Here is a 24,940-nt window from a genome sequence, read left to right as displayed (position 1 = left end):
CTCCATTGATTAAGCATCACCTGCTTTGACGCCAGACCAAACTCTTAACACGTGTAAGTTTTTCGTAAAAAAATCCTTGAATAGCTGACTTTCAAAAGATTCATTCGTCTAAACGGAGTATAGTCTATCAAGTCCACCTAACATGGCATAACACATGTCACGACTGACTACCCGTATTCTGATTGTTCTGTCCATCCTGTCGATTGTTGGCATTGTCTCGACGCAGGTCTATTGGGTCAGGAAGGCGTATGAATTGCGCGAACGGCAGTTTCTGCAAACCGTTACCAAAGCCCTGAGTGAAGTGGCCCGGCGTGTGGCCCGCCCTGAAACCGGCGTACCCGTTGGCGTTCAGGTCGTTACTTTGTCTCCGTCGTATTATCTGGTTAATCTGGATGCACCAATCGATCCCAAGAAACTGGACTTCTATTTGGGTGCTGAACTGGAAATTCACCAGATTCTGACGACGTTCGAATATGGTGTCTATGACAACAATGCCGGACAGATTATCTACGAAAACTCGTCCCGGCAACTGGATCAACCCGCTGTAGCCGCTGGTAGAGATAAACCTTCGACGTCATCGCCCTATTATTTTGTCGTCCGGTTCCCCAACCAGGTTCAATATCTGACCCAGCAACTGGACAACTGGATTCTGGCGTCTCTAATCGTACTGCTGCTCACCTGCTTCTTCATATACCTGTTCTACCGGATGCTCACGCAGAAAAATCAGACGGATGACCAGCGCGAATTCATTAACAACATGACGCACGAGCTTCAAACGCCCATTTCGTCAATCAAAATTGCCGCCGATGTGCTGTCGTCGCCCAAGATTATTGAACAGCCCGAGCGAATGTTGAAATATGTCCGGATGGTGCAGGAAGAAACCTTACGGCTCCAACAGCAGGTCGAGACGGTTTTGACGGTGGCCCGCTCCGACAACAAGGGTGCCTTCAAACTAAACCAGGTTCCCATCGACATGCACGAATTACTTTTCCACCTGGCAGAACGGCACGGCGATTACCTGCACCTGGAACTGGAAGCGCATTACCCGATCGTGCAGGCCGATCGTCTGCACCTGACCAATGTACTGGGGAATTTAGTCGATAACGCGGTTAAATACACCCCCACCAATCCGTTCATCCAGTTGATTACCCGCAATGAAAATGGCCAGTTCGTTCTTTTCGTTCAGGACAATGGCATTGGTATTGCGCCCGAACACCAGCCCCATATTTTCAACGCGTATTACCGCGCACCAGGAGCCAACAGTCACAGTGTCAAAGGGTTCGGACTGGGATTAAGCTACGTACAGAAGATCGTGAAAGCCCACCGCTGGAAATTAAGCGTCAGCAGCGCCCTTGGTCAGGGAAGCACATTCAGCATCCGGATTCCCCAGCCAACCGTTCAACCCATCCGAAGCCAGAAAGAGTTAAAAATTAAGAGTTAAGAGTTAAAAGTTGGCTGACGCATTTTTTTTGTTCTTGCGTCAGCCAACTTTAACTCTTAACTCCTAACTTTTAACTCCTTTTATTTAGCCGCTTTCTCAGTCGGGGCGGTTTTTACCCGCATGATTCCGTTCATGATCCGCCAGTGTCCGGGGAAGGTACACACGAACGGATAATCGCCGGGTTGGGCCGGAGCCGTGAACTTCAACCGGTAGGTCTGCTCGGGATTGACGAGGGGCGACGATGCCACTACTTGCGGGATAGACGGTACATAATTCCGTTCTGCACCATCTTTCGCCGTAATCAGCTTATCGGCAGCCGCACCAATGATCTCCAGCGACTTCGGTTTACCGACCACGATGTTGTGTTGCATGGCGTCGGTGTTCTCGAAAATGATTTCAACCTGTTTGCCCGCCGTCACCGTAAATTCCTTTTTGTCAAACTGCAACGCTTCCTTGATTGGCTTGATACGAACGGTTTCGACATTCGGATCGGCGGCAGGTTCGGCCGATACTCCCCAGGCCTGCAACACCCGATTCATCCGCTCCCGGTTTTCACTCGGGATCGTTGTGACCAAACTGGCCACAAATGATTTGTCAGCCTCATTCAGTGTTGCTTTCCGCCGGAATCCCCAACCGTCGGAAATACCTTTTACAATGGCGGTACTACCCGCAGCATCAAGCTGTTGTGACAGCCGGAGCAACCCGACGACCGCATCTGCCGGTGCTGCCGAGGTGTAGTTCCGAATCGCCCGTTCCAACACAAAAGCGCTCATGCTCTGCGGTGGACGGTAGGTCAGTTTGTACGTAAATCCATTGTTATTTTCATTTCCTTCGGCCAGGACATTGTTCCCATCCACGGTTGCCACCACCGAATAGTCTCCGGCCGTCTCAAACGAAACCGTAAAGTTGGTATTCCAGGGACCGTTGTTTCCTTCCTGAATGACCACGGTTTCGCCCGGTTTAATTCCAGCCGTGTGTTTCTGGCTGACATACTCCGTTTTCCGTCCCTGTCCTTCAATCCGGACCGCCAGCGGAATTGGCGTTCCTTCCGGTATCGCGACACCGCCCCGGTTGGTCACTTCGACAAAAATGCGGGTCGATTCGCGTACATAGGGAGAAGCCGGTTCGGTGCGCACTTTCGTAATCACCAGATCCGGTTTATCACTCGAAGAAGCCATTGTCGGAGCAGGCTGCGCGGTGGCCTGAGCCGTCATGGCCGCGTGGTCGTGGTGGCCGCTCATCGACTCCGGTGCTTTTGAACCCGTCTTGCTGTTCTGCACCATTTGCTTCAGAAACGTCTGCATCAGCTTCCCGTCATGACTCGTCAACGCGCAGGCAAAAGCATCCGGCAACCAGCGGTCATTCACCTCTTTGGCGTCGTTCAGGCGGGTCAGAACGGCGGATTCTACCGCAGGGGTCAACGGCATTTCCGATAAAGCCAGCAACGTATTCAAAACCACCAGGGGTTCTTTGTCATTTAATGCATTGGCTTGCAGCAACGCATTGGCCGATGCCTCGTTCCGGGGTAATACCTGAACGGCGGTTTTACGAACCCCGGCACAGGCATGTTTCAGAGCCGCCGTGGCGGTTTGCAGCGCATTGGCATCCGACCCGTCCAGCGCTCCCAACCCTTGCAACGTCCACAGCGCGTGGATGGCCGAAGGGTTGATTCCGATTTCGTCGAGTGTCTGGTCTTTCACCAGATCCAGCAGTTGCGGAACCACATCCTTCTGCCCTCTTTCCACCAGCAACCGCTGCGCCGTCTGACGCCAGAACATGTTGTTGTTTTTCAAAGCCGCCACCAGTTCAGCGGGACGGTCCTTGCTCAGCGACAAAGGTGTGTAAGCCGGGGCTTTTTTGTAGGCAACCCGGTAAATCCGGCCGTGGGTAAAATCGCGCAAATCCGTCTGGTACGCATTTCCCGGCCCATTCTGGGCCCCTTTCGGCGTGGGGTTATGCTGAATAATGTAGCTGTACCAATCGACGACCCAAACTGCGCCGTCGGGACCCACCTCGGCAAAAACCGGGGCGACCCACTCATCAGCCCCAGCCAGCAGGTTGAAACCCAGTCCTTCGCTGTCGTCGAAATCGGTCCCTTTTTTCACCATGATGTTCTGGTGCAGAATATGACCGGTTGGCTCCGATACGAAGGCTACTTTATTCCAGTAACTTTTCGGAAAAGCCCGGGCCGTGTAGAAATTATGCCCGGCAGCCGCCGTAAACCCACCAAACACATCGACCTGCCGCACTTTTCCGGTAATCGGTTTCATGTCCTTATGCGTGTCGGTACCCCGACTACCACTGCCCAGACCGCCCGGAAAATACCGGTGCGGAATCGCCATATACCAGCCGTGGGAATTGTTGGCCGTCGAGCCAAACACATCGCCGGTTTCGTTGAACGCCATCCCCCAGGTGTTGTTGGAGGTACTCGTCACAAATTCCAGTTTCGAACCATCGGGTTTGAAGCGGAAAAACCCTTGCGAAAATTTGAGGCTATCGGCACCCACTTTGCCCACAAAACCGGAATAACCGATGCAGCCCCAGACCCAGTTGTCAAAACCAACGTGCAGGTTGGATGGGCCGGCATGGGTATCACCCGTTCCGAAACCGGTAAACAGAATCTTTTTCTCGTCGGCCTTATCGTCGCCGTTGGTATCTTTCAAAAACAGCATGTGCGGAGCCTGTGACACCATGATGCCCCCGTTGACGAACGCCAAACCGGTCGGAATACTCAGGCCGTCGGCAAACTTGGTGAACTTATCCGCCTTGCCGTCTTTGTTGGTATCTTCACAAATAAGGATGTAGTCGGTTCCTCCCGTGTCTTTCCGTTCGTTCGGATAATCTTTGGTAATCAGCACAAAAAGCCGTCCGCGCTCATCCCACGCCATTGCAATCGGGTGCATCACGTCGGGTTCGTGGGCAAACTGTTCCAGCGTAAAATCGACCGGCACCTGAATGTGTTTCATCGACTCTTCGGGCGAAAGCGGCAACTGACGCATCTGCGGCCCCGAGCGTTTTTCGTAGTTTGGCAGATTGGCCTCTACATACTGGAACGCCTGTGGTTTCAGATCGTCGTGTAACTTTTTCACCTTGTCGCCAACCGCCCAGAGAATGCCCTGCTCGATCAAATCCTGAAAACCGGGGACATTCCACGTCCGTTGATCGTGGCCGTAAGCCGTGTAGAAAACCCGCCCTTTGCCGTAGTTGCGCGTCCAGGTATAGGGTTCGGTTTTCTGACCGGGCCGGTCTTTTTCCTGATCCGCTTTGATGTCGCGCACCGCCAGCACATTGTTGTCGGCCTGAAGTTTTTCGTGCAGGTACGTTTCGTCGTAGGCTTTGAACGGTTTCAGACCCATGATGGCCGGGTGGCCGGGCTGAACCGTGAGCGTTTGAATGGTATCCATCCGGTGACGCCAGAATTGTCCGCCCACCATTTTGACGTATTCCGCCGAATTGCGGAAACAGTACGAAGCGCAGTGAATGGGAATCAGGCCTTTGCCTCCGGCCACGAAATCGATCAGCGCCTTTTCCTGGGGCTGCGGAATGCTGTCCCAGTTGGCGTAAATCAACAAACCGTCGTATTTCGCCAGATTCTCGGCATTGATGTCTTCCAGCCGGTCGGTGTAGGTCAGGTTAATACCTTTATCCCCCAAGGCAGCCATCAGTTCCGGCACACGTTCCGACGGGCGGTGGTGGCCGTTATCGCCCAGAAACAGAATTTCCGTCCGCCGGGGTTGGTCGGGATTCGTGGCCGAAACGCCCGGTCGTCCACCCATGTCGCGCGGACTGCTGCCCGGTTGCCGACGGGCGCAATCGGTGAGCAGAACCACCAGCCCCAGGGTCAGAAATAGATTAAAGTTTTTCATAGTGGGTTGTTTTAACGCGTGGTTTTATAAACTCCCAAAGTCCGGCAGATTCTTCAGCTTGCCGCCTTCCATCGCCGAGTCATGCGCCAGAATGCCCACGCTCGTCCAGTTGGCCGATTGCACGGCATTGGGGAACGGGTCGCGGTCTTCGACAATGGCCGACACAAACTCATGCACCATGTGCGGGTGTGAACCGCCGTGACCACTGCCCTGAATGAAGGATAAGTGGGCGTTATCTTCTTCGTTATAAACCCCCTGGGTCGTGAATGACTGAATTTCAGCGGGCAGATAGTGCGCGAAATCCGGTACTTTCACCCGTTCCGGAATCTCGGGCTCGGGCTTTTTGGCGGTATGAATAACCGGGTCTTCGCCTTCGATCAACGGCCATTCGAACGATTTCAGTGAGCCGTAAACTTCAAAACTTTCGCGGTACTGACGGGCGGTATCGAACAACGACCGATAGACATAAGCCGATAAGTCGCTGTCTTTAAACTTGATGTGAGCCGATTCAACCGCAAATGGAGAGTTGTAATGCGGAATCAGTTCTTCCCGGATTGTTCCGGAACCGAAGCACGACACGTATTCGGCTTCCAGTTGCAGCAAACCAGCCACCGGGCCAACGCAGTGGGTGGCGTAGTGCATGGGTGGCAAACCGGGCCAGTAGCCGGGCCAGCCGTCCATGTCCTGCTGGTGGCTGGCTTTCAGAAACTGGATTTTCCCTAACTCCCCTTTTTCATATAATTCCTTGACAAACAGAAACTCACGGCTATATACCACCGTTTCCATCATCATGTATTTCTTGCCGGTTTCGTTGCAGGTTTTTACAATTTCCAGGCACTCTTCCACCGAGGTCGCCATCGGAACCGTGCAGGCCACGTGTTTTCCGGCGCGCAGGGCTTTCAGGGTCTGTTCTGCGTGGTTGTGAATCGGCGAATTGATGTGAACAGCGTCCACGTTCGGATCAGCCAGCAGATCGTCGATGTTGCTGTAGCGTTTTTCGATCCCGAAAGCATCTCCGATTTCATTCAATTTCTCCGGGTTGCGCTGGCAAATGGCATACATGTTCGTATGCGGGTGACGCTGATAAATGGGAATGAACTCGGCTCCGAAGCCCAGTCCGACGATGGCAATATTGATTTTCATACTGGTAGAACGGATTTTCCGACCCGTCTCTCTTTTGGATTTAGAACTGGCCTGCAACCAACTTTAACGAGTGGCAGCCGTGGAGTGATGAAATTAATTAATAATTTGGGTTGCTGGTTGTAAAGTTTTGGGATGAATAAATCCATCAATTCCGGCTTATTCCTATTTATTCTCAATCAATTACTACAAAAGTAAGCAAGAATTTACGATTCTTCTCGGCTTTTCTTGTCAAATACCGATTGTATTTTAACTAAAAAAGTTTGATAAATTTGTGAAAGACAGCAAAAGAGAGCAAACTTATGCGAATTGCCCTGCGAAAAGACCTGGAACCCGTTGCATCTTCCTTCATTGTGAAGGAGCTTGTTGAACCACACTTCGACCCCAACTGGCATTTTCACCCGCACTACCAGTTGTTTCTGGTGGTGGAAGGAACCGGAACCCGGTTTATTGGCGACTCGATCAAGCCTTTTTCGGAAGGTGATCTGGTGTTTCTTGGCCCGAATTTACCCCATCTCTGGCGCAGCGATCACGCGTTTTTTCAACGCGATTCCGGTCTGGTAACCCGGGGTATCGTCGTTTATTTCCCGGAGGATTTTCTGGGTGATCACTTCTTCGACAAACCGGAAATGAGCCTCATCCAGCAGTTGCTCGAACACGTCCGCCGGGGCCTCGAATGGACCGGACCAACCCAGAAACTGGTACAGGAAGCCTTGCAGAAATTAGCCAGCCAACCGGTTAATTTCAACCGCGTAATGACTTTACTCAGCTTGCTCGACGAACTCTCCCACGCCGTCGACTACCGGTATATTACTAGCCTGGGGTATACCAACACCGTAAAACCGTCGGAGACCGACCGGATGCAACAGGTGCATAATTATGTGCTGGGCCATTTTCACGACGACATCAGTCTGGATTCCGTAGCCGATCTGGCGGGGATGACGCCCCCGGCTTTCTGTCGCTATTTTAAAGCCAGAGCCAACAAAACGTTTTCGGAATTTGTGTCCGAAATCCGCATCGGCCATTCCTGTAAACTATTGATGGAAGGCAAGTTGAGTGTCACGCAGGTCAGTTACGAAAGTGGCTACCGCACCCTTTCCAACTTCAACCGGCAATTTAAGGGTATTACCGGCCAGACACCGTCGGAATATGTCCGCACGGTTCGGGCGGTCTAACAACGTCCAACGGCCTTGTTTTGCTATCTTTGCCCCATGCAAGGCACTATTCTCATTATCGACGACGAAGACCGACTTCGCCAGCTCCTGGCCCGACTCCTCAGCCTTGAAGGGTATCACGTTCTGGAAGCCAACAACGCCCGCAACGGTCTTCGGGTGCTGGAACAGGAAGATATTCATCTGGTGATCAGCGACGTGAAGCTGCCCGACAAAAACGGCATCGACCTCACCGCCCAGATCAGGCAACTGTATCCCGCCACCGAAATCATTGTTCTGACTGCATTCGGCACCATTGCTGATGGCGTTACCGCCATTAAAAACGGGGCATTCGATTACATTACGAAAGGTGATGACAACGATCGAATCATTCCACTCGTCAGCCGGGCCATCGAAAAAGCGCAGTTGCAGTTTCGGATTCGGCAACTGGAAGAAAAAGTCAGCAAACGCTATGGTTTTGAGAGCATTATCGGCGAATCGAAACCCATTAAACAGGCCGTTGACCTGGCTCGAAAAGTAGCCGTAACCGATACGACCGTGTTGCTGACCGGCGAAACCGGCACGGGTAAAGAAGTGTTTGCACAGGCGATTCACCAGGCCAGTCTCCGGCGGTCTGGCGCATTCGTAGCGGTCAATTGCAGTGCGCTCGGGAAAGAAATTCTGGAAAGTGAGCTCTTTGGCCACCGCGCCGGCTCTTTTACCGGGGCAGCCCGCGACAAAAAAGGGCTGTTTGAGGAGGCCAGTAAAGGCACTATTTTTCTGGACGAAATCGGCGAAATGGCCCTCGATCTGCAGGCCAAATTGCTCCGGGTGCTGGAAATGCACGAGTTCATCCGGGTCGGCGATACCAAACCGACGAAAGTGGATGTGCGTGTTGTGGCCGCCACCAACCGCGATCTGGAACGGGAAGCTACTGCCGGACAATTTCGACTGGATCTGTATTACCGGTTGTCGGTGTTCCGGATCGAATTGCCTTCGCTGCGCGACCGGCGCGACGACATCCCGGCTTTAGCGGAGCAGTTCGCCCGGCAGAGTGCGTTAAAAATCGGAAAACGTGACGTATTACTCCGGTCGGATTTTCAGCAAAAATTGCAGCAACACGATTGGAAAGGAAATATTCGGGAGCTAAAAAATGTGATCGAGCGGGCGGTGATCCTCGCCGATGGACCGGAATTAACTCCGGAACTGCTGCCCTACGATCTACTCTATGCCGGGAAATTTACGCCCACCGGACCGGTTTTTGATCTGGCTCAAGTGGAAGAAAACCACATCAGGCATGTCCTTCACCACACGAGTGGCAACAAAACCGAAGCCGCCCGGCTTCTCAACATCGGCCTCACCACGTTGTACCGAAAAATAGCCGAATACCAGATTAGTTAAGAGTTATGAGTGAAGAGTTGGCTGACGCATTCATAATTCTTCACTCATAACTCTTCACTCATAACTCTTAACTAATAAGTCGTTTCCGTCACTGGGGTGTTTGATGTGATGAACGAGATGAGGTCTTCGTTCAATTCGTCTTTTTGTGTGACGTACAAACCGTGCGGTTCGCCTTCATACACCAGCAGTTGCGATTGTGGAATCAGTTCGTGCGTTTTCTGACCGGAAGATTCGAAGGGTACGGTTTGATCCGCATCACCGTGAATGATGAGCGTTGGAACCGTAATAGCAGCCAGATCTGAGCGGAAATCCGTACTCGAAAAGGCCTTTGCGCATTCGATCGTCGCCTTGGGTGATCCCAGCAACGCCAGCGTTTGATCCCATTTCAGATGCGAGTCGCTTACCGGATGATTCAGCATGTTGACGCCATAAAACTGCTTGCCAAACGAGGCTAAAAAGTCCGCCCGGTCGGCCTGCATTTTCTCCAGCATGTCGTCAAACACCGACTGATCGACGCCATCCGGATTGTCTTCTGTTTTCAGCATGTAGGGCGTTACGGCACTCACCAGCACAATTTTTGAAACCCGATCGGAACCATACCGGCTCAGATACCGGACCACTTCGCCCCCGCCCATTGAAAAACCAACGAGCGTCACATTCCGCAAATCCAGTTCGTCCAAAACCGCCTTCAAATCGGCGGCTAACGTATCGTAATCATAGCCATCCCATGGTTTCGACGACTTGCCAAACCCCCGGCGGTCATAGGCAATGCAGCGTAGACCGTGTTTGGGCAATTCAGTCATTTGGTATTCCCACATCTCGTGGCTCAACGGCCAGCCGTGAATCAACACGACGGGATTTCCCATACCCCAGTCCTGATAGAACAGATTGACCGGCTCGCCATTGCGACCGGTTCCAGCTTGAATGTAACTCATAACGTTGATTAATTAAAAAGTTATGCCATACTAACGTAAGCTTTCGACAGACGGTTTTTTAGTGGGCAAAAAATGACGGAAAAGTCGGTTCAGAATGATCCTAGCCAAACAAATCCAATTGTCTTTTCCGAAGAAAACGGGTCGTGTCCAGTTTCGGAAAGGCATGGTTAGGGATGTATTTCTGGAGCGCAATGTCGTGAAACTGCCGGATCTGCTCGGCATATTTGCCCTCGCCGGACATTCGGGTCCCAAACCGCGAATCGTTCAACTGACCGCCGTGGCACTCGCGAATCTGATTCAGCACCTTGTCGGCCCGATCCGGGTAGTTTTTACGAATCCAGTCTTCAAACAAAGGCCCAATGGCCCCATTCAGGCGCACAATGGTATATCCCGCACACGACGCCCCGTGTCGGGCAGCCGCTTCGATCAGCTTTGGAATCTCCTGGTCGGTCAGTCCGGGAATAATCGGCGCTGTCATCACGCCCACCGGAATACCGGCTTTCGTGAGTTCAGCCACGACCTGCAACCGCCGTTTGGCCGTCACCGTCCGGGGTTCCATCAACATCCGAAGCTTATCATCCAGGGTTGTAATGGTGATCAGAACCATCACGAGATTGTGAGCCGCCAACTGCTGCAACAGGTCTTTATCCCGCAAAATGAGCGCGTTTTTCGTAATGATGCTGACCGGATTCCGGTACATCAAACACAATTCCAGAATCCGGCGGGTCAATTGAAACCGACGTTCGGCGGGCTGGTAGCAATCGGTATTTCCCGACAAATGAATGACTTCCGGCTGGTAATTTTTCGACAGAAATTCCTTTTCCAGCAAGACAGGGGCGTTTTTTTTGACCATGATCTTGCTCTCGAAATCAAGCCCCGCCGAAAAGCCCCAAAACTCGTGTGAATTGCGGGCATAGCAGTAAATGCAGCCGTGTTCACAGCCCATGTATGGGTTTACGGAAGCGATAAAACCGATGTCCGGGCTATTGGGCCGACTGACAATCTGTTTGGGATTTTCCTCATAAAACTGCGTTCGGACGGTTGGTTCCGGAAAATCGTCGTCGGGAACATTTTGATCTTCGTCGGGTTCTATCCGCAAGGCCTGAAAGCGATTAGGCGCATTGAACTGGGCACCGCGCCCTTTTAAATAGTCGTTTTTCATAGCCTTGAGTCGTCAGCAGTTTTGTTTGTAATAATATAAGTAAAATATATACAATACAACTAAAATATAAATTATTTTCCCGACGGAGAATTTGTACGCCTTCGCCTGTTAATTTTTCTTAAATAACCCCCTTACTTTGCCTACCTTTTTGATTATATCGAACTTGCCGTCGATTATGAGACTTTTATTCTTCTTCCTTTTTATATCTGTTGCGTCGCTGGCCCAAACGCCGAAGTACATTATTGGCAAAGTGCTGGACCAGGAAACCGGCCGGGGTGTGACCAACGCCAGCGTCATCAACAAGCGTTCACTGGCCGTCGGGCGCACCAACCAGATTGGCAATTATTACCTCCAGGTAAAACCGGGTGATTCGGTGGTTATCACCAGCCCTACGCACGGGCGGATGGCTTTTCTGTGGGACGGAACCACGCAACAGCCCATCATGCGAATCAAGCGGCAACTGGCGGACAACGTCATCGAACTGGCGGAGGTAACCGTGCGGGGCAAGCAGGAAGCCGAACTCAAACGGGAACTCGAAATCCTGCTCGCGGAGCCGGAAGCCAAACGCGGGGTATCGGGAGAACAGGTGCTCGACCGGGTGGCTTCCGGTTCGGTGATTACGCTGCTTTATGAAGCCTTCAGCAAGCGGGCCAAATCGGATCGCAAAGCGCTGGTGTTGATGCAGGAAGACCGTCGACACAAACTGGCGTCGTACCGCCTTGATCTGGTGGCCGGCCGGGCTACCGATTTGTCGGGGGATGAACTTACAAAATTTAAGGATTTCTGCCGCTTCGATGATATGTTCGTCCTGCAATCCAGCGAGTATGAATTAACTTTCGCCATTTTACAGCGATTAAAAGAATTCAAGCGGTGATTGCTACGGGCGGGTATTGAGATTACTAAAAATTTGACAGCATTGAATAGTAAGTAAAATCACTTACCGGAAACAAAAAAGCCATGCGGGATTTCCCTCATGGCTTTCTGATTTACTCAACGTTATGAAAAACTTTTCTTTTCGATGCAAATATATACTATTAGTTATAATATAAAATCCAAAAAGGTTAAAAAAATTTTACATCATCAATTTACCCCTCATTACACCCTCACTATCAACCTATTAAGGCGTTTACAAAAACCGACAAATCACAATAATAATAAGTACTAATACTCATTATTATTCAGCCAATATGGCCCCGTCGCGAATTGTAAGCTTCCGGTCAGCCATGTTGGCCAACAAATCGTTATGCGTTACAATCACGAATGTCTGTCCCAACTCATCCCGCAGCCGAAAAAAGAGCTTGTGCAGTTCCTCGGCATTGTGCGAATCGAGGTTTCCACTGGGTTCGTCGGCAAAAATTATGGCGGGGTTGTTGATCAACGCCCGGGCCACAGCCGTCCGTTGTTGTTCCCCTCCTGATAATTGAGACGGCAAATGGTGCTTCCGGTCACTTACTCCCAGAATATTTAATAATTCTTCGGCTCGCTCCCGCACCTTTTTATCCTCATGCCCAGCGATATAACCCGGCAAACAAACATTTTCCAGGGCTGAAAATTCGGCCAGCAGGTTGTGAAACTGAAACACAAAACCAATTCGTTCGTTCCGGAACCGGGCCATTTCCTTTTCATTCAGGCTAAAAACTTTTTTTTCAGCCAGCGTTACCTGGCCGGAATCGGGCCGGTCGAGCGTACCCAGAATGTGGAGAAGTGTACTTTTTCCGGCACCGGAAGCGCCGACAATCGAGACAATTTCGCCAGCTTGTATACTTAAATTGATTCCTTTCAGAACGGGCAAGTCGCCGTGGGAACGAGTCAGGTTAACAGCTTTCAGAAGCGGTTCCATAAGAGAATGATTGATGTCAGATTTACCGTTTCTGGTGTAGCGCAACGAAGTTCATATCACATGTAAATTGAAACTCACGACCCGAAACTCAGAACTATAACAGATTAATTTGTTAAGTTTACCGCGAAAATAGCTTTTTTTTCACCATTCCTTGTTTCGCTCAATATGAACATTCACGAGTACCAGGGTAAAGAGATATTAAAAAACTACGGTGTCCGTGTTCAGGAAGGGATCGTAGCCGAATCACCCGAAAAAGCCGTCGAAGCCGCCAAGCTGATCATGGCGCAAACCGGTTCCAAGTTTGTAGTGATCAAATCTCAGATCCACGCCGGCGGTCGCGGGAAAGGCAAAATCCGGGGTTCGGAGCAACGCGGGGTTCAGTTGGCCAAATCCGTCGACGATGTTCGGGATATTTCGAAAAATCTGATCGGTAACGTCCTGATTACGCACCAAACCGGCCCTGAAGGCAAAAAAGTAAACAAAGTGCTGGTTGCACAGGATGTTTACTACCCGGGCGCTTCTGAACCGAAAGAATATTACATCGGTATTCTGCTCGACCGGGCAAAGGCCTGCAACGTCATCATGGCCAGCACCGAAGGCGGTATGGACATTGAGGAGGTAGCGGAACATACACCCGAAAAAATCTTCAAAGAATGGGTCGATCCGGCCATCGGTCTGCAACCTTTCCAGATCCGGAACATCGCCTTCGCGCTGGGTTTGCAGGGTGAAGCCTTCAAGGAAATGGTGAAGTTCATCGGATCGCTCTACAAAGCCTACACGGAAACGGATTCGTCCATGTTCGAAATCAACCCGGTTTTGAAAACGTCGGACAACAAAATTCTGGCCGTTGATGCAAAAGTCAATCTGGATGACAATGCCCTGTATCGTCACCCCGACCTGATCCACCTTCGCGACATTACGGAAGAAGATCCGCTGGAAGTCGAAGCCACGGCCAATGACCTGAACTACGTCAAACTGGATGGTAACGTCGGCTGTATGGTCAACGGTGCCGGTCTGGCGATGGCCACGATGGACATCATCAAACTGTCGGGTGGCGAACCGGCCAACTTCCTCGATGTGGGGGGTGGAGCCAATGCCAAGACGGTGGAAGCCGGTTTCCGGATCATTCTGAAAGACCCGAACGTGAAAGCCATTCTGATCAACATCTTCGGCGGTATCGTTCGCTGCGACCGCGTTGCGACGGGCGTTGTGGAGGCTTACAAAGCCATCGGCGACATTAAAGTGCCGATCATCGTACGTCTGCAAGGTACGAATGCGGAAGAAGGCGCACGGATCATCGACGAATCCGGCCTGAAAGTGTTCTCAGCCGTTCAGTTGAAAGACGCAGCGGCACGGGTGAAGCAGGTGCTGGAAGATATGGGTGAGTAAGTTATTTCGCGGACGGGGCCGCTCGGGCGGCCCCGTCCGCGAAATGCCTCTTTATCTTTTATAATACTTCATCGCGTCGGGCATCTGTTTTTCCAGATCACGAATCCGGCGCTCGTCAGATGGATGAGTGGACAGGAATTCAGGCGGTTTTTGACCCGATCCGGCTTTCGCCATCCGACCCCAGAAATTGACCGCTTCCTGCGGATTGTAGCCCGCCATCGCCATAAAAATCAGCCCCAGTTTATCGGCTTCGGATTCCTGCGCCCGGCTGTGGGGCAGCGCACGGCCTACCTGATACGCAATCGGCAGGCCCGCTCCAACGGCCTGCAACAACAGTGCGTTGGTTTGGCTCCGCTGGTTCTGCGACAACGATCCCAGCACCAACTGCCCGCCCTGCATCAGACCATTTGCCAGCAAGCCTTCACTCATGCGCTCATTCCCGTGTTCGGCAATGGCGTGTGATACTTCATGGCCCATGACGGCGGCAACACCGGCTTCATTTTGGGTATACTTCAGAATACCGGTATAGAAGGCCACTTTCCCGCCCGGCATACACCAGGCGTTCACCTGAGGGCTTTCAATCAGGTTAAATTCCCACTGGAATCCCTTCAAGCGGTCGCTGAGGTTGTTGGCTGCCATGTACGATTCCACCGCTTTTTGAATCCGGCTACCTACCCTTTTGATCATATCTTCCTGCCCGCCGGAACGAACCACCTTGCTGGTGTCCAGTACTTCTTTATAGTTCGTAAAACTCAGCGGCAGCATTTGCGCATTCGGAATTAGTACCAGTTGATTCCGGCCCGTAAGCGGAACTTTCTGACAGGCAATGACGAGACCAAGCAGTAACATGGCCATTATCGCTCTTTTCATGGTTGAAATATGATAGTGTTTATATTGAGACGCCAAAACTACCTATTAGAGACTGTTGAGGGCCTCACTTTGTTCATTTTTTTTGATAAGCTTGCGGTTGAGCCGTCTTTCCTGTTTAGATTTGTGCCAGCAGAAAAAGTTTAAAGCGCATGAAAATCATTGCCGTCGGGCGGAATTACGCCGAACACATTAAGGAGCTCAATAACGAACAGCCCGAAGATCCGGTTATTTTCACCAAACCTGAGACGGCTATTCTGCGCCCCGGCGATCCGTTTTTCTATCCCGATTTTTCCACCGACGTTCATTATGAAGTGGAGATTCTGGTTCGGATCAGCCGGACGGGAAAAAACATCGAGCAGAAGTTTGCGCACCGCTATTACGACGAAATCGGAATCGGGGTCGATTTCACGGCGCGCGATCTGCAATCGAAACTGAAAGCCAAAGGGTTGCCCTGGGATTTGGCCAAAGGCTTCAACGGTTCGGCGCCCATGTCGACGTTTATTCCCAAAACGGATTTCCCGGATTTGCACAACCTGAATTTCCGGCTCGACGTTAACGGCGAAACCCGGCAGGCGGGCAACACGTCGATGATGTTGTTTCAGATCGATTACCTGATTTCCTTTGTTTCAACCTATTTCATGTTACTCCAGGGCGACATCCTCTTCACCGGAACCCCCAAAGGCGTTGGCCCCGTACACATCGGCGACAAACTGACGGCTTACATTGAAGATCGGAAAATGCTAGAATTTGATGTCAAATAGTGAATCGCCAAGGCCGAGGGATTATGGTAGAAATAGTGAGAAGTAAGCTGGTGCAATGGTTCCTTTCCGTCATTTTTCTGTTTGTTTACGCAGCAGGTTGGGGTCAAATTCGCGATAAACACATTCTGAAGGCCGTTCAACCCGGTTATTTTCTGTTTCCCATCATGCCAGGTGAAGCCAATTCGCTGTCGGGCGGCTTAGGCGATCTTCGCCCCAATCACTTTCACGCCGGCATCGACATCCGGACGGCCCAGCGCGAAGGCCTGGAGGTGTATGCAGCCGCCGACGGTTACATTTCACGGATTGCGGTTTTTACCGGTGGGTATGGCCACGTCATCTTCATCAAACATCCCAACGGCCTGACCACGGTTTATGGGCATTTGAAAACCTTAAACGATACGCTCGCTCAGTTTCTACGGGCCGGGCAATACAAAAAGCAGTCGTTTGAGATCGATCTGCGCCCGGAGCCAAACCAGTTTCCGGTGAAAAAAGGTGAAATTATTGCCTTGTCGGGGAATACCGGCGGCTCCGGCGGGCCGCACTTACACTTTGAAATCCGTGACGACAAAAACAACCTGCTCAACCCATTATTATTTGGTTTTCAGGAAATTGAAGACGAACTGCCGCCATTTTTCGAACGCATTGCACTCCAGCCTTTAACCCCGTCGTCCCGCGTGAACGGGCAAGCGGGTCGGTTGGCCCTCACTCCCATCCGTCGGCCCAACGGCGATTGGGTGTTGACGCAACCAATTTCGGCCTCTGGTCTGCTGGGGCTGGAAGTGCTGGCGCACGACCGCACCTCGGGTTCGCCTTTCAAAAACGGATTGACCTGCATTGAAATTCAGTTGGATAACCGGGAAGTATTCGCCTACAACATGAATAACTTCCCGAACGAGGAAACCCGGCTGATCAACCTGCACATGAACTACGGCATCGAGCAGTTGACAGGCCAGCGTTTTCACCGGTGTTACATCGCAGATGGCAATACGCTGGATTTGTACCGGTTTGATCAGACACGTGGTAAATTACCGCTGTTTGACGGTCAACCCCACGAGGTGACGATTACGTTATACGACTGCTCCCAACACACGACCACGCTCCGGTTTACGGTCACTCCCGAGGTCGAGAATCCGGCCATTGGCAAACTGACCCCGAGCAAATTACCCACCGTGCTGTTCAGTTCGGTGGAAGAAAATACGCTGATCATTCGGGCGCGGAATTTTCCAACGGCGATGGCCCCGACGGCTCAGGTGTACCTGAGCGGTGCCACCCTGGAACTCCCCTCGCAGTATGTCCGCGCCAATGAAGCGTACTACGTCATTGATTTACAGAAACATCTACCGGATTCGGTTCAGATTGGCAAAACCGTGCTGCCCCTGAATTTTAAAAAACGGATTCTTCCGGGGAAATCCAGTATTTACACAGATTCGGCAATTACCGTGGTTTTTCCGGCCGAAAGTGTTTACGATACCCTTCATCTGGCGGTTTCGCATGGCGGGAACCGGGTGTCGATTAGCCAGGGAACGATCCCGTTGAAGGATTTTTTTGAGGTCAATTTTTTGCCGACCGAACCGCTGGAAAATTCCGGAAAAACCCAGATGTATCTCGTGAACGGGAACCGCAAGTCGTACGTCGGCGGTTTCTGGAAAGACAACCGGTTTATTTTCAAGGCCCGTCAATTTGGTACCTTTCAATTGTTGACGGATCTAAAACCGCCGGTAGTAAAGATTTTACGCAAAGATTATAACGCGATTGTCGCCACGGTCAAGGACGATTTATCGGGGCTGGACACCATCCGGGCGTTGGTCAACGGCGAATGGATTCTGATGCAATACGACTATAAACGCGCGTTGATCTGGTCCGACAAATTCGACCCGACCAAGCCGTTTGAAGGCACGCTGGTGCTGGAAGTAACAGACCGGGCGGGCAATCTGACAACTGTAACGGCCCAGCTTCCGCCGGCCCCCCGACCGATGATGGTGGATTCAGCGGCTGTGTTGGAGAAGGAAAATTAAGCTTTGGCAGACAATGTGCATTTTTTGCCGTTACTTGCCAATCCGAAGACTGTAAACCCAAAAACTATGGCTCTCCAAATCGGCGACGCAGCTCCCGACTTCGAAACCCGCGATCAGAATGGCAACCCCGTCCGTCTGTCGGATTTCCGGGGTAAAAAAGTCGTTCTGTATTTTTATCCCAAAGACGACACGCCCGGTTGTACGGCGGAAGCCTGCAACCTCCGCGACAATTACCATTACCTTTTGAAAGCGGGGTATGAAGTGCTTGGCGTGAGTGTCGATGATGAAAAATCGCACCAAAAGTTTATTAAAAAACACAACCTGCCGTTTGCACTGCTGGCCGATACCGATCAAAAACTGGTGACGGCGTATGACGTATGGCACGAAAAATCGATGTATGGCCGCAAATTCATGGGCATCGTCCGGACTACGTTCGTAATCGACGAAAACGGGGTGATTTCAGACATCATTACCAAAGTCGATAACGAGAATCACACCGAGCAGATTTTAAAATAGAAGTGAGACTATAGACAAGAGAGTAGAGACTTTCACTGTCTTTATTCTCTTGTCTCAACTCTTTTATCTGAACATGGAAATCGAACAATTACAAAACATTGCCACGCAGGTCCGGCGCGATATTGTCCGGATGGTACACGCCGTCAATTCCGGTCACCCGGGTGGTTCGCTGGGCTGCACCGATCTTTTGGTTGCCCTGTATTTCGACGTCATGCGCCTGAAACGCGACGAGCAGGGCGCGGCAATTTTTGACATGAATGCCACCGACGAAGACGTTTTCTTCCTGTCGAACGGCCACATCTCCCCGGTTTTTTACAGCGTTCTGGCGCGTTCGGGTTACTTCCCGGTTTCGGAACTGGCCACGTTCCGGAAACTGGACAGCCGCTTGCAGGGACACCCGGCCACGGCGGAGCACCTGCCCGGTATTCGGATTGCGTCCGGTTCCCTGGGCCAGGGTTTGTCGGTAGCCTGCGGAGCGGCTTTTGCCAAACGGCTGAACGGCGACGACAAACACGTTTATGTGCTGATGGGCGACGGTGAGCAGCAGGAAGGCCAGGTTTGGGAAGCGGCTATGTTTGCGCCACACCACAAACTCGGCAACCTGACGGCCATCATCGACTTCAACGGTCAGCAAATCGACGGGCCGACGAATCTGGTGATGAACAACCGGGATCTGGGTGCTAAATACCGGGCTTTCGGCTGGAACGTCACCGAGATGCAGGGCAATGATATGAATGACATCATCAAAACCCTGAAAGAGTCGAAGACAGATGCCGAAGTGCCTACGTTGATCCTGATGAAAACCGAAATGGGTTACGGTGTCGATTTCATGATGGGAAGCCACAAATGGCACGGTGTTGCGCCCAACGACGAGCAACTGGCCACCGCCCTGAACCAACTCGTCATCACAGCAGGGTCAGCCGATTATTGAGCATGAAGATCAAACGCCTGGTCATCGAAAATTTCAAATCCATCGAACGGATTGAGCTCATCGAGCCCAATCCGTTCACGGTATTCGTCGGCCCTAACGGATCGGGGAAGTCGAATATTTTTGAAGCGTTGGAGTATGTTAATCTTTCTTCAAAAAGTTTGAACAATGAGGTGGATGAGTTATTCGGAGGGGAAAACGTTTTTTTAAATCGTAATCTGAGTAAAGACAAAAGACAAATAGAATTTACATGCCAGTTTGAATCGTTTGAAAGTATTTTTAGAAAAACATACAACAAGGAAACTACATCCTTTATATCCGATGAGGGTTTCAGTAAGTTAACAAAACCTACTGAAAAGGTTTTTAGCATTAATAATACCCGAGAAAAAGACATTTTAATTAAATCAAAAAATTTTCATTACCAATCTGAATATCAGGAAGATATTTTGAATGTAGAGAAAATTGTAACATCTGATTATATACAATTCTTCAATAAATTTTCAAGAATTTTTGTCTCAAGTATTAGATATGAAAAGCAAATCAGAGATAGCAGTTTAAGACTTTCACTATCAGCAAATAATTTAGAGAAAGTCCTTAGAAGGCTTCTGAGCGATCCAATTATTAATGAAGAGTTTCAGGATTGGTTATCATTGTTTATACCAAGTTTTTCAAATATAGAAGTTCGTACTGATGAATTAACTGGAAGTGATAATCTGTTGATTTACGAAAAAAATTACATAAAACCCTTTACGAAAGCTTTAATTTCGGACGGAACATATAACATTCTTTGTTTACTCACTGCCATTTACCAAAGTGAAGACCCTCAATTTTTATGCATTGAAGAACCGGAAAATGGCTTAAACCCAAAAGTTGTAAGAGAGTTGGTCAATCTTTGCCGATATGCTTGTGAAGAAAAAGGACATTTTATTTGGCTCAATACCCATTCGCAAACTCTAGTATCGCAGTTAACGCCTGACGAAATAATATTAGTCGATAAAAAAGAAGGCGCAACCCAAACGAAGCAAATAAAAGGAATGAATTTACACGGTTTACCAATGGATGAAGCCTGGTTATCCAAAGTCCTCGGAGGTGGATTACCGTGGTAAAATTGGGCCTCATCTGTGAAGGAGAATCCGAGAGTTACATCTTTGATACGGATACATTCAAAGTGTTTCTTGCTACGCTAAACATCGAATTAATTGGTATCGCCGAAACCGGGAGTAAGAATCAATACTTAGGTGATCGGCTTATCAGATACCGAGAAATCTTGTTAGATAAAGGGGCTGAAAAAATCATTGCACTTCTTGATTTAGACAGAGACGCTTGTATTACGGTGACTAAGCAAAGTGTTCTTCCTTTTGATAATCAGATGGTGGTCGTTGCCGTTAAAGAATTTGAAAACTGGTATTTAGCAGACTCCGGGTCCCTCAGTAGGTTATTAGGACGGGAGGTATATATTGAATTTCCCGAAGCTGATTTTGAAGCGTTCAAAACCATTGCTCAACTAAACCGAAAAGGCTTCAGCGGTAGCAAACCACGGCTTGCTATGAAAATGCGAGCCAACGGCTTCTCCATCGAAAATGCCGCTTCACACCCCAACTGCCCGAGTGCGAATTACTTTTTAACTAAATTGCAGTCGCTTAGACCATGAAGAAATACACCTATACCGAAAAAAAAGACACCCGCTCCGGTTTTGGCGCGGGCATCCTTGAACTGGGCCGCACCAATCCGAACGTCGTCGCCCTGACCGCCGATCTGGCCGGATCACTTAAACTGGAAGGCTTTATCAAGGAATTTCCGGAACGCTACGTCCAGTGCGGAATTTCGGAAGCCAACATGATCGGCGTTTCGGCGGGGTTAACCATCGGTGGAAAAATTCCGTTTGCTACGACTTTCGCCAACTTTGCCACGGGCCGGGTATATGACCAGATTCGGCAGTCAGTTTGTTATTCGAACAAAAACGTGAAGATCTGTGCTTCCCATGCTGGTTTGACGCTGGGCGAAGACGGCGCGACGCACCAGATTCTGGAAGATATCGGCATGATGAAAATGCTGCCGAACATGACCGTTATCAACCCCTGCGACTTCAACCAGACCAAAGCCGCCACCATCGCCATTGCCGAATACGAAGGTCCGGTTTACCTGCGGTTTGGCCGCCCGGTGGTGCCGATTTTCACCCCCGCCGATCAGAAATTCGAAATCGGGAAAGCCATTGTGCTGAACGAGGGGCCGGATGTTTCCATTTTTGCGACGGGCCACCTCGTTTGGGAAGCCATTAAAGCTGGTGAAATGCTGGCCGAAGAAGGAATTGAAGCCGATATCATCAATATTCACACCATAAAACCGTTTGATGAAGAGGCCGTTTTGGCTTCAGTTCGCAAAACCCGGTGTGCGGTTTCGGCCGAAGAACACCAGTTGAACGGCGGTTTGGGCGATAGTGTAGCCCAGGCTTTGTCACGCAACTATCCCGTCCCGCTCGAGATGATTGGCGTACACGACAGTTTTGGAGAGAGTGGAACACCCGATCAGTTGATGCAGAAATATGGCCTGACTGCCGAAAAAATTGTTGAAGCCGCCAAACGGGCCATGGATAGAAGAATCGTTTAAAGTTTGAAGATAAAGGTTAAAGATAGACCGGAACGCAATTCCGATATACATTTTAAACCTTAAACCTTTGAACCTTAAACTTTAAACCAGCGTATGACTGACGAGGAACTCCTGCAAAAATACCGCGATCCGCAAAGCCGGAATTATGCCTTTAACCTGATGGTGCGCCAGTACCAGCAGAAAATTTACTGGCATATCCGGAAGATGGTCATCGACCACGATGATGCGGACGATCTGGTGCAGGAGACCTTTATCAAAGTCTGGAATTCGCTGGAGAACTTCCGGGGCGATTCGCAGTTGTATACCTGGATTTACCGGATTGCGACGAACGAATGTCTGAATTTTCTGAATAAAAAACGCCGTCGGTTTTTCCTGCCCATTGGCGACGTAGAAGGTGAATTGATGGAAAAACTGGAAAGTAATTCCGACTACGTGACCTCCGGCAATGAACCGTCGGGCGAAGAAATTCAGATGAAACTGCAAAAAGCGTTGCTAAAATTACCTGATAAACAACGCCTTGTCTTCAACATGAAGTATTTCGATGATATGAAATATGAAGAAATTTCCGAAATTACGGGAACGTCGGTGGGTGCGCTGAAAGCATCGTATCACCTGGCGGTTAAAAAAATCGAAGATTATCTGAATACGAATTAAACCCGATACAGGCTTGCTTGTCAAACCGTTGTGCCTTTAAGACAATGGAACCGAAAAAACCAATACGACTTGACGAATTAGACCGGCAGAATCCGCTGCGGCAACTGCCGTTTACGACGCCGGACGGCTACTTCGATACACTCCCGACCCGGATACAGGCCGAAACCGCCCGCCGGTCACACCGTTTCACGATCAGTTGGTCGTGGCAACGCTCCCTGTCTACGCTGGCCGGGGCCGGTTTTGTGGCGGCTTTGGTATGGTTTACGTACCCGGAAAAACAGGATTCGCTGGAACCCGAACTGTTGAGCAAAGTGAGCACCGAATCAGTGGTAGATTATTTGCAGGATCAGGATATCTATCTGGAAGATTATTCAGACCTGATCAAAACCCATGATATGCCCAATGATTCGACGCTGATTCATGAATTGCACGTTTCGCCGGAATCCATCCAACAACTGATTGAAGAAGACGGAACCGCAGCCATTTGATTATGATCGATCGTTTATTTTTAACCACTCCTATGAAATCGTTCACCCGCTTACTGATTTTGTTCTTTGGCTTGCTGCTGACGTTACCGGCGGCCGCACAGAATCAGGATCGTCAGAAAATAGAAAGTGCTAAAATCGGGCTGATTACCAACCGCTTGAATTTAACCACGGAACAGGCTCCCCAATTCTGGCCCATCTACAACGAATACAGCGACCGGCGGAGGGATATTTCCCGGCAACTGCGCAAATCGAGCAAACCCGGTGGCAACGAAGCGATCAGCGAGTTGAACGAATCCGTCGAACTCAAGCAAAAACTGGTTGATCTGGAAAAAGAATACAACGCCAAATTTTTGCGCGTGATTACGGCTCAACAGCTTCAGGAGCTTCACAATACCGAGCGGATGTTCAATAAAATGCTGATCGACCGGCTCAATCCCCAGAATTAACATTGGTTGTGCTTGGCACGACTCACGCTTTGCTATACTACAACTACGACAAGCCCGACCACATTGGCCGGGCGTTGTGTTTTCTAGTCGACAAAATACATGTCGATCTTTCCCTTGTTTTTCGCATCGATCTTGCCCCGGTGCCGACACTGAAAATGATCTTTGATGTGTTCGTAGGTCGTGCCCGACACATTCACTTTTCCTACCTCGCCGTGCTGCTCCATGCGAGCGGCCGTGTTGACGGTATCTCCCCATATGTCGTAGGCGAATTTTTTAAGCCCGACAATCCCGGCCACGACGGAGCCGGAATGAATCCCGATCCGAAAATCGAAAAAGGGCAGATTGGTAGCCTCCCGTTCGGTTCGGCTCTGTTCCATAAAGGCGCGAATTTCCAGCGCGGCTTTCACCACTTCCCGGGCATTGTCGGCGTAGGGCACCGGTAAACCGCCCGCGCACAGGTACGCATCACCAATGGTTTTGATTTTCTCAATGCGGTATTTGCTGATGATGTTGTCGAAGGATCGGAAATAAAAGTCGATCTGATTCACCAATGCTTCGGGGGTCATGTCTTCACCATGCGCCGTAAAATTCTGAATATCAATAAACAAGACCGTTACTAAATCGAAAAAGTGCGGAGTCGATTTGCCGTTCTGCATAATTTCTTCAGCAATTTCGGACGGAAGAATATTCAGCAGCAACTCGTCGGATCGTCTCTTTTCCGCTTCAATCTGCTGGTTTTTCGCCTGAAGCTGGTTCAATGCGGTATTCTTTCCGTTCTCGAAAACCAGTACAATGATGAAGCAAATGATGATCAATCCAATCAGACTGCTGGCACTAAAGCTCAACTCCCAGGACGTATCGTAGTACATTTCCATTACGGTCCCGTTGGCGGCCAGTAACCACAAAGTGAGTGAAAACAGACAGTTGTAAATCAGGCAAATAACCGCATTTCGCTGACCGGCAACCAGTAGAATCACCATTGGGGAAGAAATGAGCCACGGATGCGCTGGCGAATACGCTCCTCCACTGAAGAGAATGATGCTGTGGACCGTGATGGCACCCACGATGCTATAGCCATTGGCCACCCACTGAAATGGCCGGGTGCGCAGTTGATACAGCAAAACAAAATACAAAATACCGAACACAAACATACCAGCCACCCCCGGCACAAACGAAAACCGGATGGAATCCAGGGAGTAATAAAAGGCAAAGACTCCGGTAATGAAACAGGTGTAAGCCAGCAGTTTATACCGGCGTAAGGTGATTTCGTCGGAAAAGGCTTCGGGAGGAATAAACCCGTAGATGTAGTCCTGGAGTCGCTTCATCATGG

22 protein-coding genes are annotated in these 24,940 nt (G+C 50.2%); 15 read left to right on the top strand and 7 right to left on the bottom strand.

Annotation, left to right across the window (positions count from 1 at the left end; all coding sequences use genetic code 11):
• Positions 1–154: 154 nt before the first annotated feature.
• A complete protein-coding gene (locus ACO064_RS26235; protein WP_421830153.1) occupies positions 155–1,441 on the top strand; it encodes a sensor histidine kinase in 1,287 nt (428 codons plus the stop codon).
• Positions 1,442–1,521: 80 nt separating this feature from the next.
• Here ACO064_RS26235 and ACO064_RS26230 read toward each other — a convergent pair whose 3' ends face one another.
• Positions 1,522–5,307 (bottom strand): PVC-type heme-binding CxxCH protein, encoded by a 3,786-nt coding sequence (locus ACO064_RS26230; RefSeq protein WP_421830152.1) that lies wholly within the window; start codon positions 5,305–5,307, stop codon positions 1,522–1,524.
• Positions 5,308–5,331: 24 nt separating this feature from the next.
• A complete protein-coding gene (locus tag ACO064_RS26225) occupies positions 5,332–6,450 on the bottom strand; it encodes a Gfo/Idh/MocA family protein (protein ID WP_421830151.1) in 1,119 nt (372 codons plus the stop codon).
• A 299-nt stretch (positions 6,451–6,749) separates the two neighbouring features.
• Between ACO064_RS26225 and ACO064_RS26220 the strand changes: the two genes are divergently transcribed.
• On the top strand, positions 6,750–7,622 hold the full coding sequence (locus tag ACO064_RS26220) for an AraC family transcriptional regulator (RefSeq protein ID WP_421830150.1): 873 nt from the start codon (positions 6,750–6,752) through the stop codon (positions 7,620–7,622).
• 36 nt (positions 7,623–7,658) lie between these two features.
• Complete coding sequence (locus ACO064_RS26215; RefSeq protein ID WP_421830149.1) at positions 7,659–8,999, top strand: sigma-54-dependent transcriptional regulator; 1,341 nt, start codon at positions 7,659–7,661, stop codon at positions 8,997–8,999.
• Positions 9,000–9,070: 71 nt separating this feature from the next.
• Here the strand turns inward: ACO064_RS26215 and ACO064_RS26210 are convergent, their stop codons facing one another.
• Positions 9,071–9,934 carry an alpha/beta fold hydrolase gene (locus tag ACO064_RS26210; RefSeq protein ID WP_421830148.1) on the bottom strand — a complete coding sequence of 288 codons (864 nt, stop codon included), beginning with the start codon at positions 9,932–9,934 and terminating at the stop codon, positions 9,071–9,073.
• Positions 9,935–10,034: 100 nt separating this feature from the next.
• Positions 10,035–11,096, bottom strand: coding sequence for a PA0069 family radical SAM protein (locus ACO064_RS26205; protein ID WP_421830147.1), 1,062 nt, complete (start codon positions 11,094–11,096; stop codon positions 10,035–10,037).
• 175 nt (positions 11,097–11,271) lie between these two features.
• On the opposite strand from ACO064_RS26205, the gene ACO064_RS26200 reads away from it, so the two are divergent.
• Positions 11,272–11,970: a hypothetical protein gene (locus ACO064_RS26200; protein WP_421830146.1), complete on the top strand. Its 699-nt coding sequence runs from the start codon at positions 11,272–11,274 to the stop codon at positions 11,968–11,970.
• Positions 11,971–12,270: 300 nt separating this feature from the next.
• Here ACO064_RS26200 and ACO064_RS26195 read toward each other — a convergent pair whose 3' ends face one another.
• Positions 12,271–12,936 carry an ABC transporter ATP-binding protein gene (locus ACO064_RS26195; protein WP_421830145.1) on the bottom strand — a complete coding sequence of 222 codons (666 nt, stop codon included), beginning with the start codon at positions 12,934–12,936 and terminating at the stop codon, positions 12,271–12,273.
• A 165-nt stretch (positions 12,937–13,101) separates the two neighbouring features.
• Here ACO064_RS26195 and sucC point away from each other — a divergent pair, with 165 nt between their 5' ends.
• Positions 13,102–14,325 carry an ADP-forming succinate--CoA ligase subunit beta gene (gene sucC / locus ACO064_RS26190; protein WP_138990874.1) on the top strand — a complete coding sequence of 408 codons (1,224 nt, stop codon included), beginning with the start codon at positions 13,102–13,104 and terminating at the stop codon, positions 14,323–14,325.
• Positions 14,326–14,376: 51 nt separating this feature from the next.
• Here sucC and ACO064_RS26185 read toward each other — a convergent pair whose 3' ends face one another.
• Positions 14,377–15,195: a M48 family metallopeptidase gene (locus ACO064_RS26185; RefSeq protein ID WP_421830144.1), complete on the bottom strand. Its 819-nt coding sequence runs from the start codon at positions 15,193–15,195 to the stop codon at positions 14,377–14,379.
• A 149-nt stretch (positions 15,196–15,344) separates the two neighbouring features.
• Between ACO064_RS26185 and ACO064_RS26180 the strand changes: the two genes are divergently transcribed.
• The 10 genes from ACO064_RS26180 to ACO064_RS26135 all read left to right on the top strand — a co-directional run bounded on the left by ACO064_RS26180 (position 15,345) and on the right by ACO064_RS26135 (position 23,610).
• A complete protein-coding gene (locus ACO064_RS26180) occupies positions 15,345–15,956 on the top strand; it encodes a fumarylacetoacetate hydrolase family protein (RefSeq protein ID WP_138990876.1) in 612 nt (203 codons plus the stop codon).
• 23 nt (positions 15,957–15,979) lie between these two features.
• Positions 15,980–17,971 (top strand): M23 family metallopeptidase, encoded by a 1,992-nt coding sequence (locus ACO064_RS26175; protein WP_421830143.1) that lies wholly within the window; start codon positions 15,980–15,982, stop codon positions 17,969–17,971.
• 66 nt (positions 17,972–18,037) lie between these two features.
• Positions 18,038–18,487, top strand: a complete 450-nt coding sequence (gene bcp, locus ACO064_RS26170) for a thioredoxin-dependent thiol peroxidase (RefSeq protein ID WP_421830142.1) — start codon at positions 18,038–18,040, stop codon at positions 18,485–18,487.
• A 73-nt stretch (positions 18,488–18,560) separates the two neighbouring features.
• A complete protein-coding gene (locus ACO064_RS26165; protein ID WP_421830141.1) occupies positions 18,561–19,418 on the top strand; it encodes a transketolase in 858 nt (285 codons plus the stop codon).
• A 2-nt stretch (positions 19,419–19,420) separates the two neighbouring features.
• On the top strand, positions 19,421–20,521 hold the full coding sequence (locus ACO064_RS26160) for an AAA family ATPase (RefSeq protein WP_421830140.1): 1,101 nt from the start codon (positions 19,421–19,423) through the stop codon (positions 20,519–20,521).
• Positions 20,522–20,523: 2 nt separating this feature from the next.
• Entirely contained in the window at positions 20,524–21,066 is a 543-nt protein-coding gene (locus tag ACO064_RS26155) for a hypothetical protein (RefSeq protein WP_421830139.1), read from the top strand.
• Positions 21,063–22,022, top strand: coding sequence for a transketolase family protein (locus ACO064_RS26150; RefSeq protein WP_421830138.1), 960 nt, complete (start codon positions 21,063–21,065; stop codon positions 22,020–22,022). Before ACO064_RS26155 ends, ACO064_RS26150 begins: the two co-directional genes overlap by 4 nt.
• A gap of 93 nt (positions 22,023–22,115) precedes the next feature.
• Complete coding sequence (locus tag ACO064_RS26145) at positions 22,116–22,676, top strand: RNA polymerase sigma factor (protein WP_421830137.1); 561 nt, start codon at positions 22,116–22,118, stop codon at positions 22,674–22,676.
• A gap of 44 nt (positions 22,677–22,720) precedes the next feature.
• A complete protein-coding gene (locus tag ACO064_RS26140; protein ID WP_114405803.1) occupies positions 22,721–23,164 on the top strand; it encodes a hypothetical protein in 444 nt (147 codons plus the stop codon).
• Positions 23,165–23,196: 32 nt separating this feature from the next.
• On the top strand, positions 23,197–23,610 hold the full coding sequence (locus ACO064_RS26135; RefSeq protein WP_421830136.1) for a hypothetical protein: 414 nt from the start codon (positions 23,197–23,199) through the stop codon (positions 23,608–23,610).
• Positions 23,611–23,693: 83 nt separating this feature from the next.
• Here the strand turns inward: ACO064_RS26135 and ACO064_RS26130 are convergent, their stop codons facing one another.
• Complete coding sequence (locus tag ACO064_RS26130; RefSeq protein WP_421830135.1) at positions 23,694–24,938, bottom strand: adenylate/guanylate cyclase domain-containing protein; 1,245 nt, start codon at positions 24,936–24,938, stop codon at positions 23,694–23,696.
• Positions 24,939–24,940: the final 2 nt, after the last annotated feature.

It is taken from the genome of Larkinella sp., assembly GCF_965227735.1.
Taxonomy (GTDB): domain Bacteria; phylum Bacteroidota; class Bacteroidia; order Cytophagales; family Spirosomataceae; genus Larkinella.
Note: the sequence above shows the minus strand (reverse complement) of the source record. Positions and strands in the feature narration are given on the sequence as shown.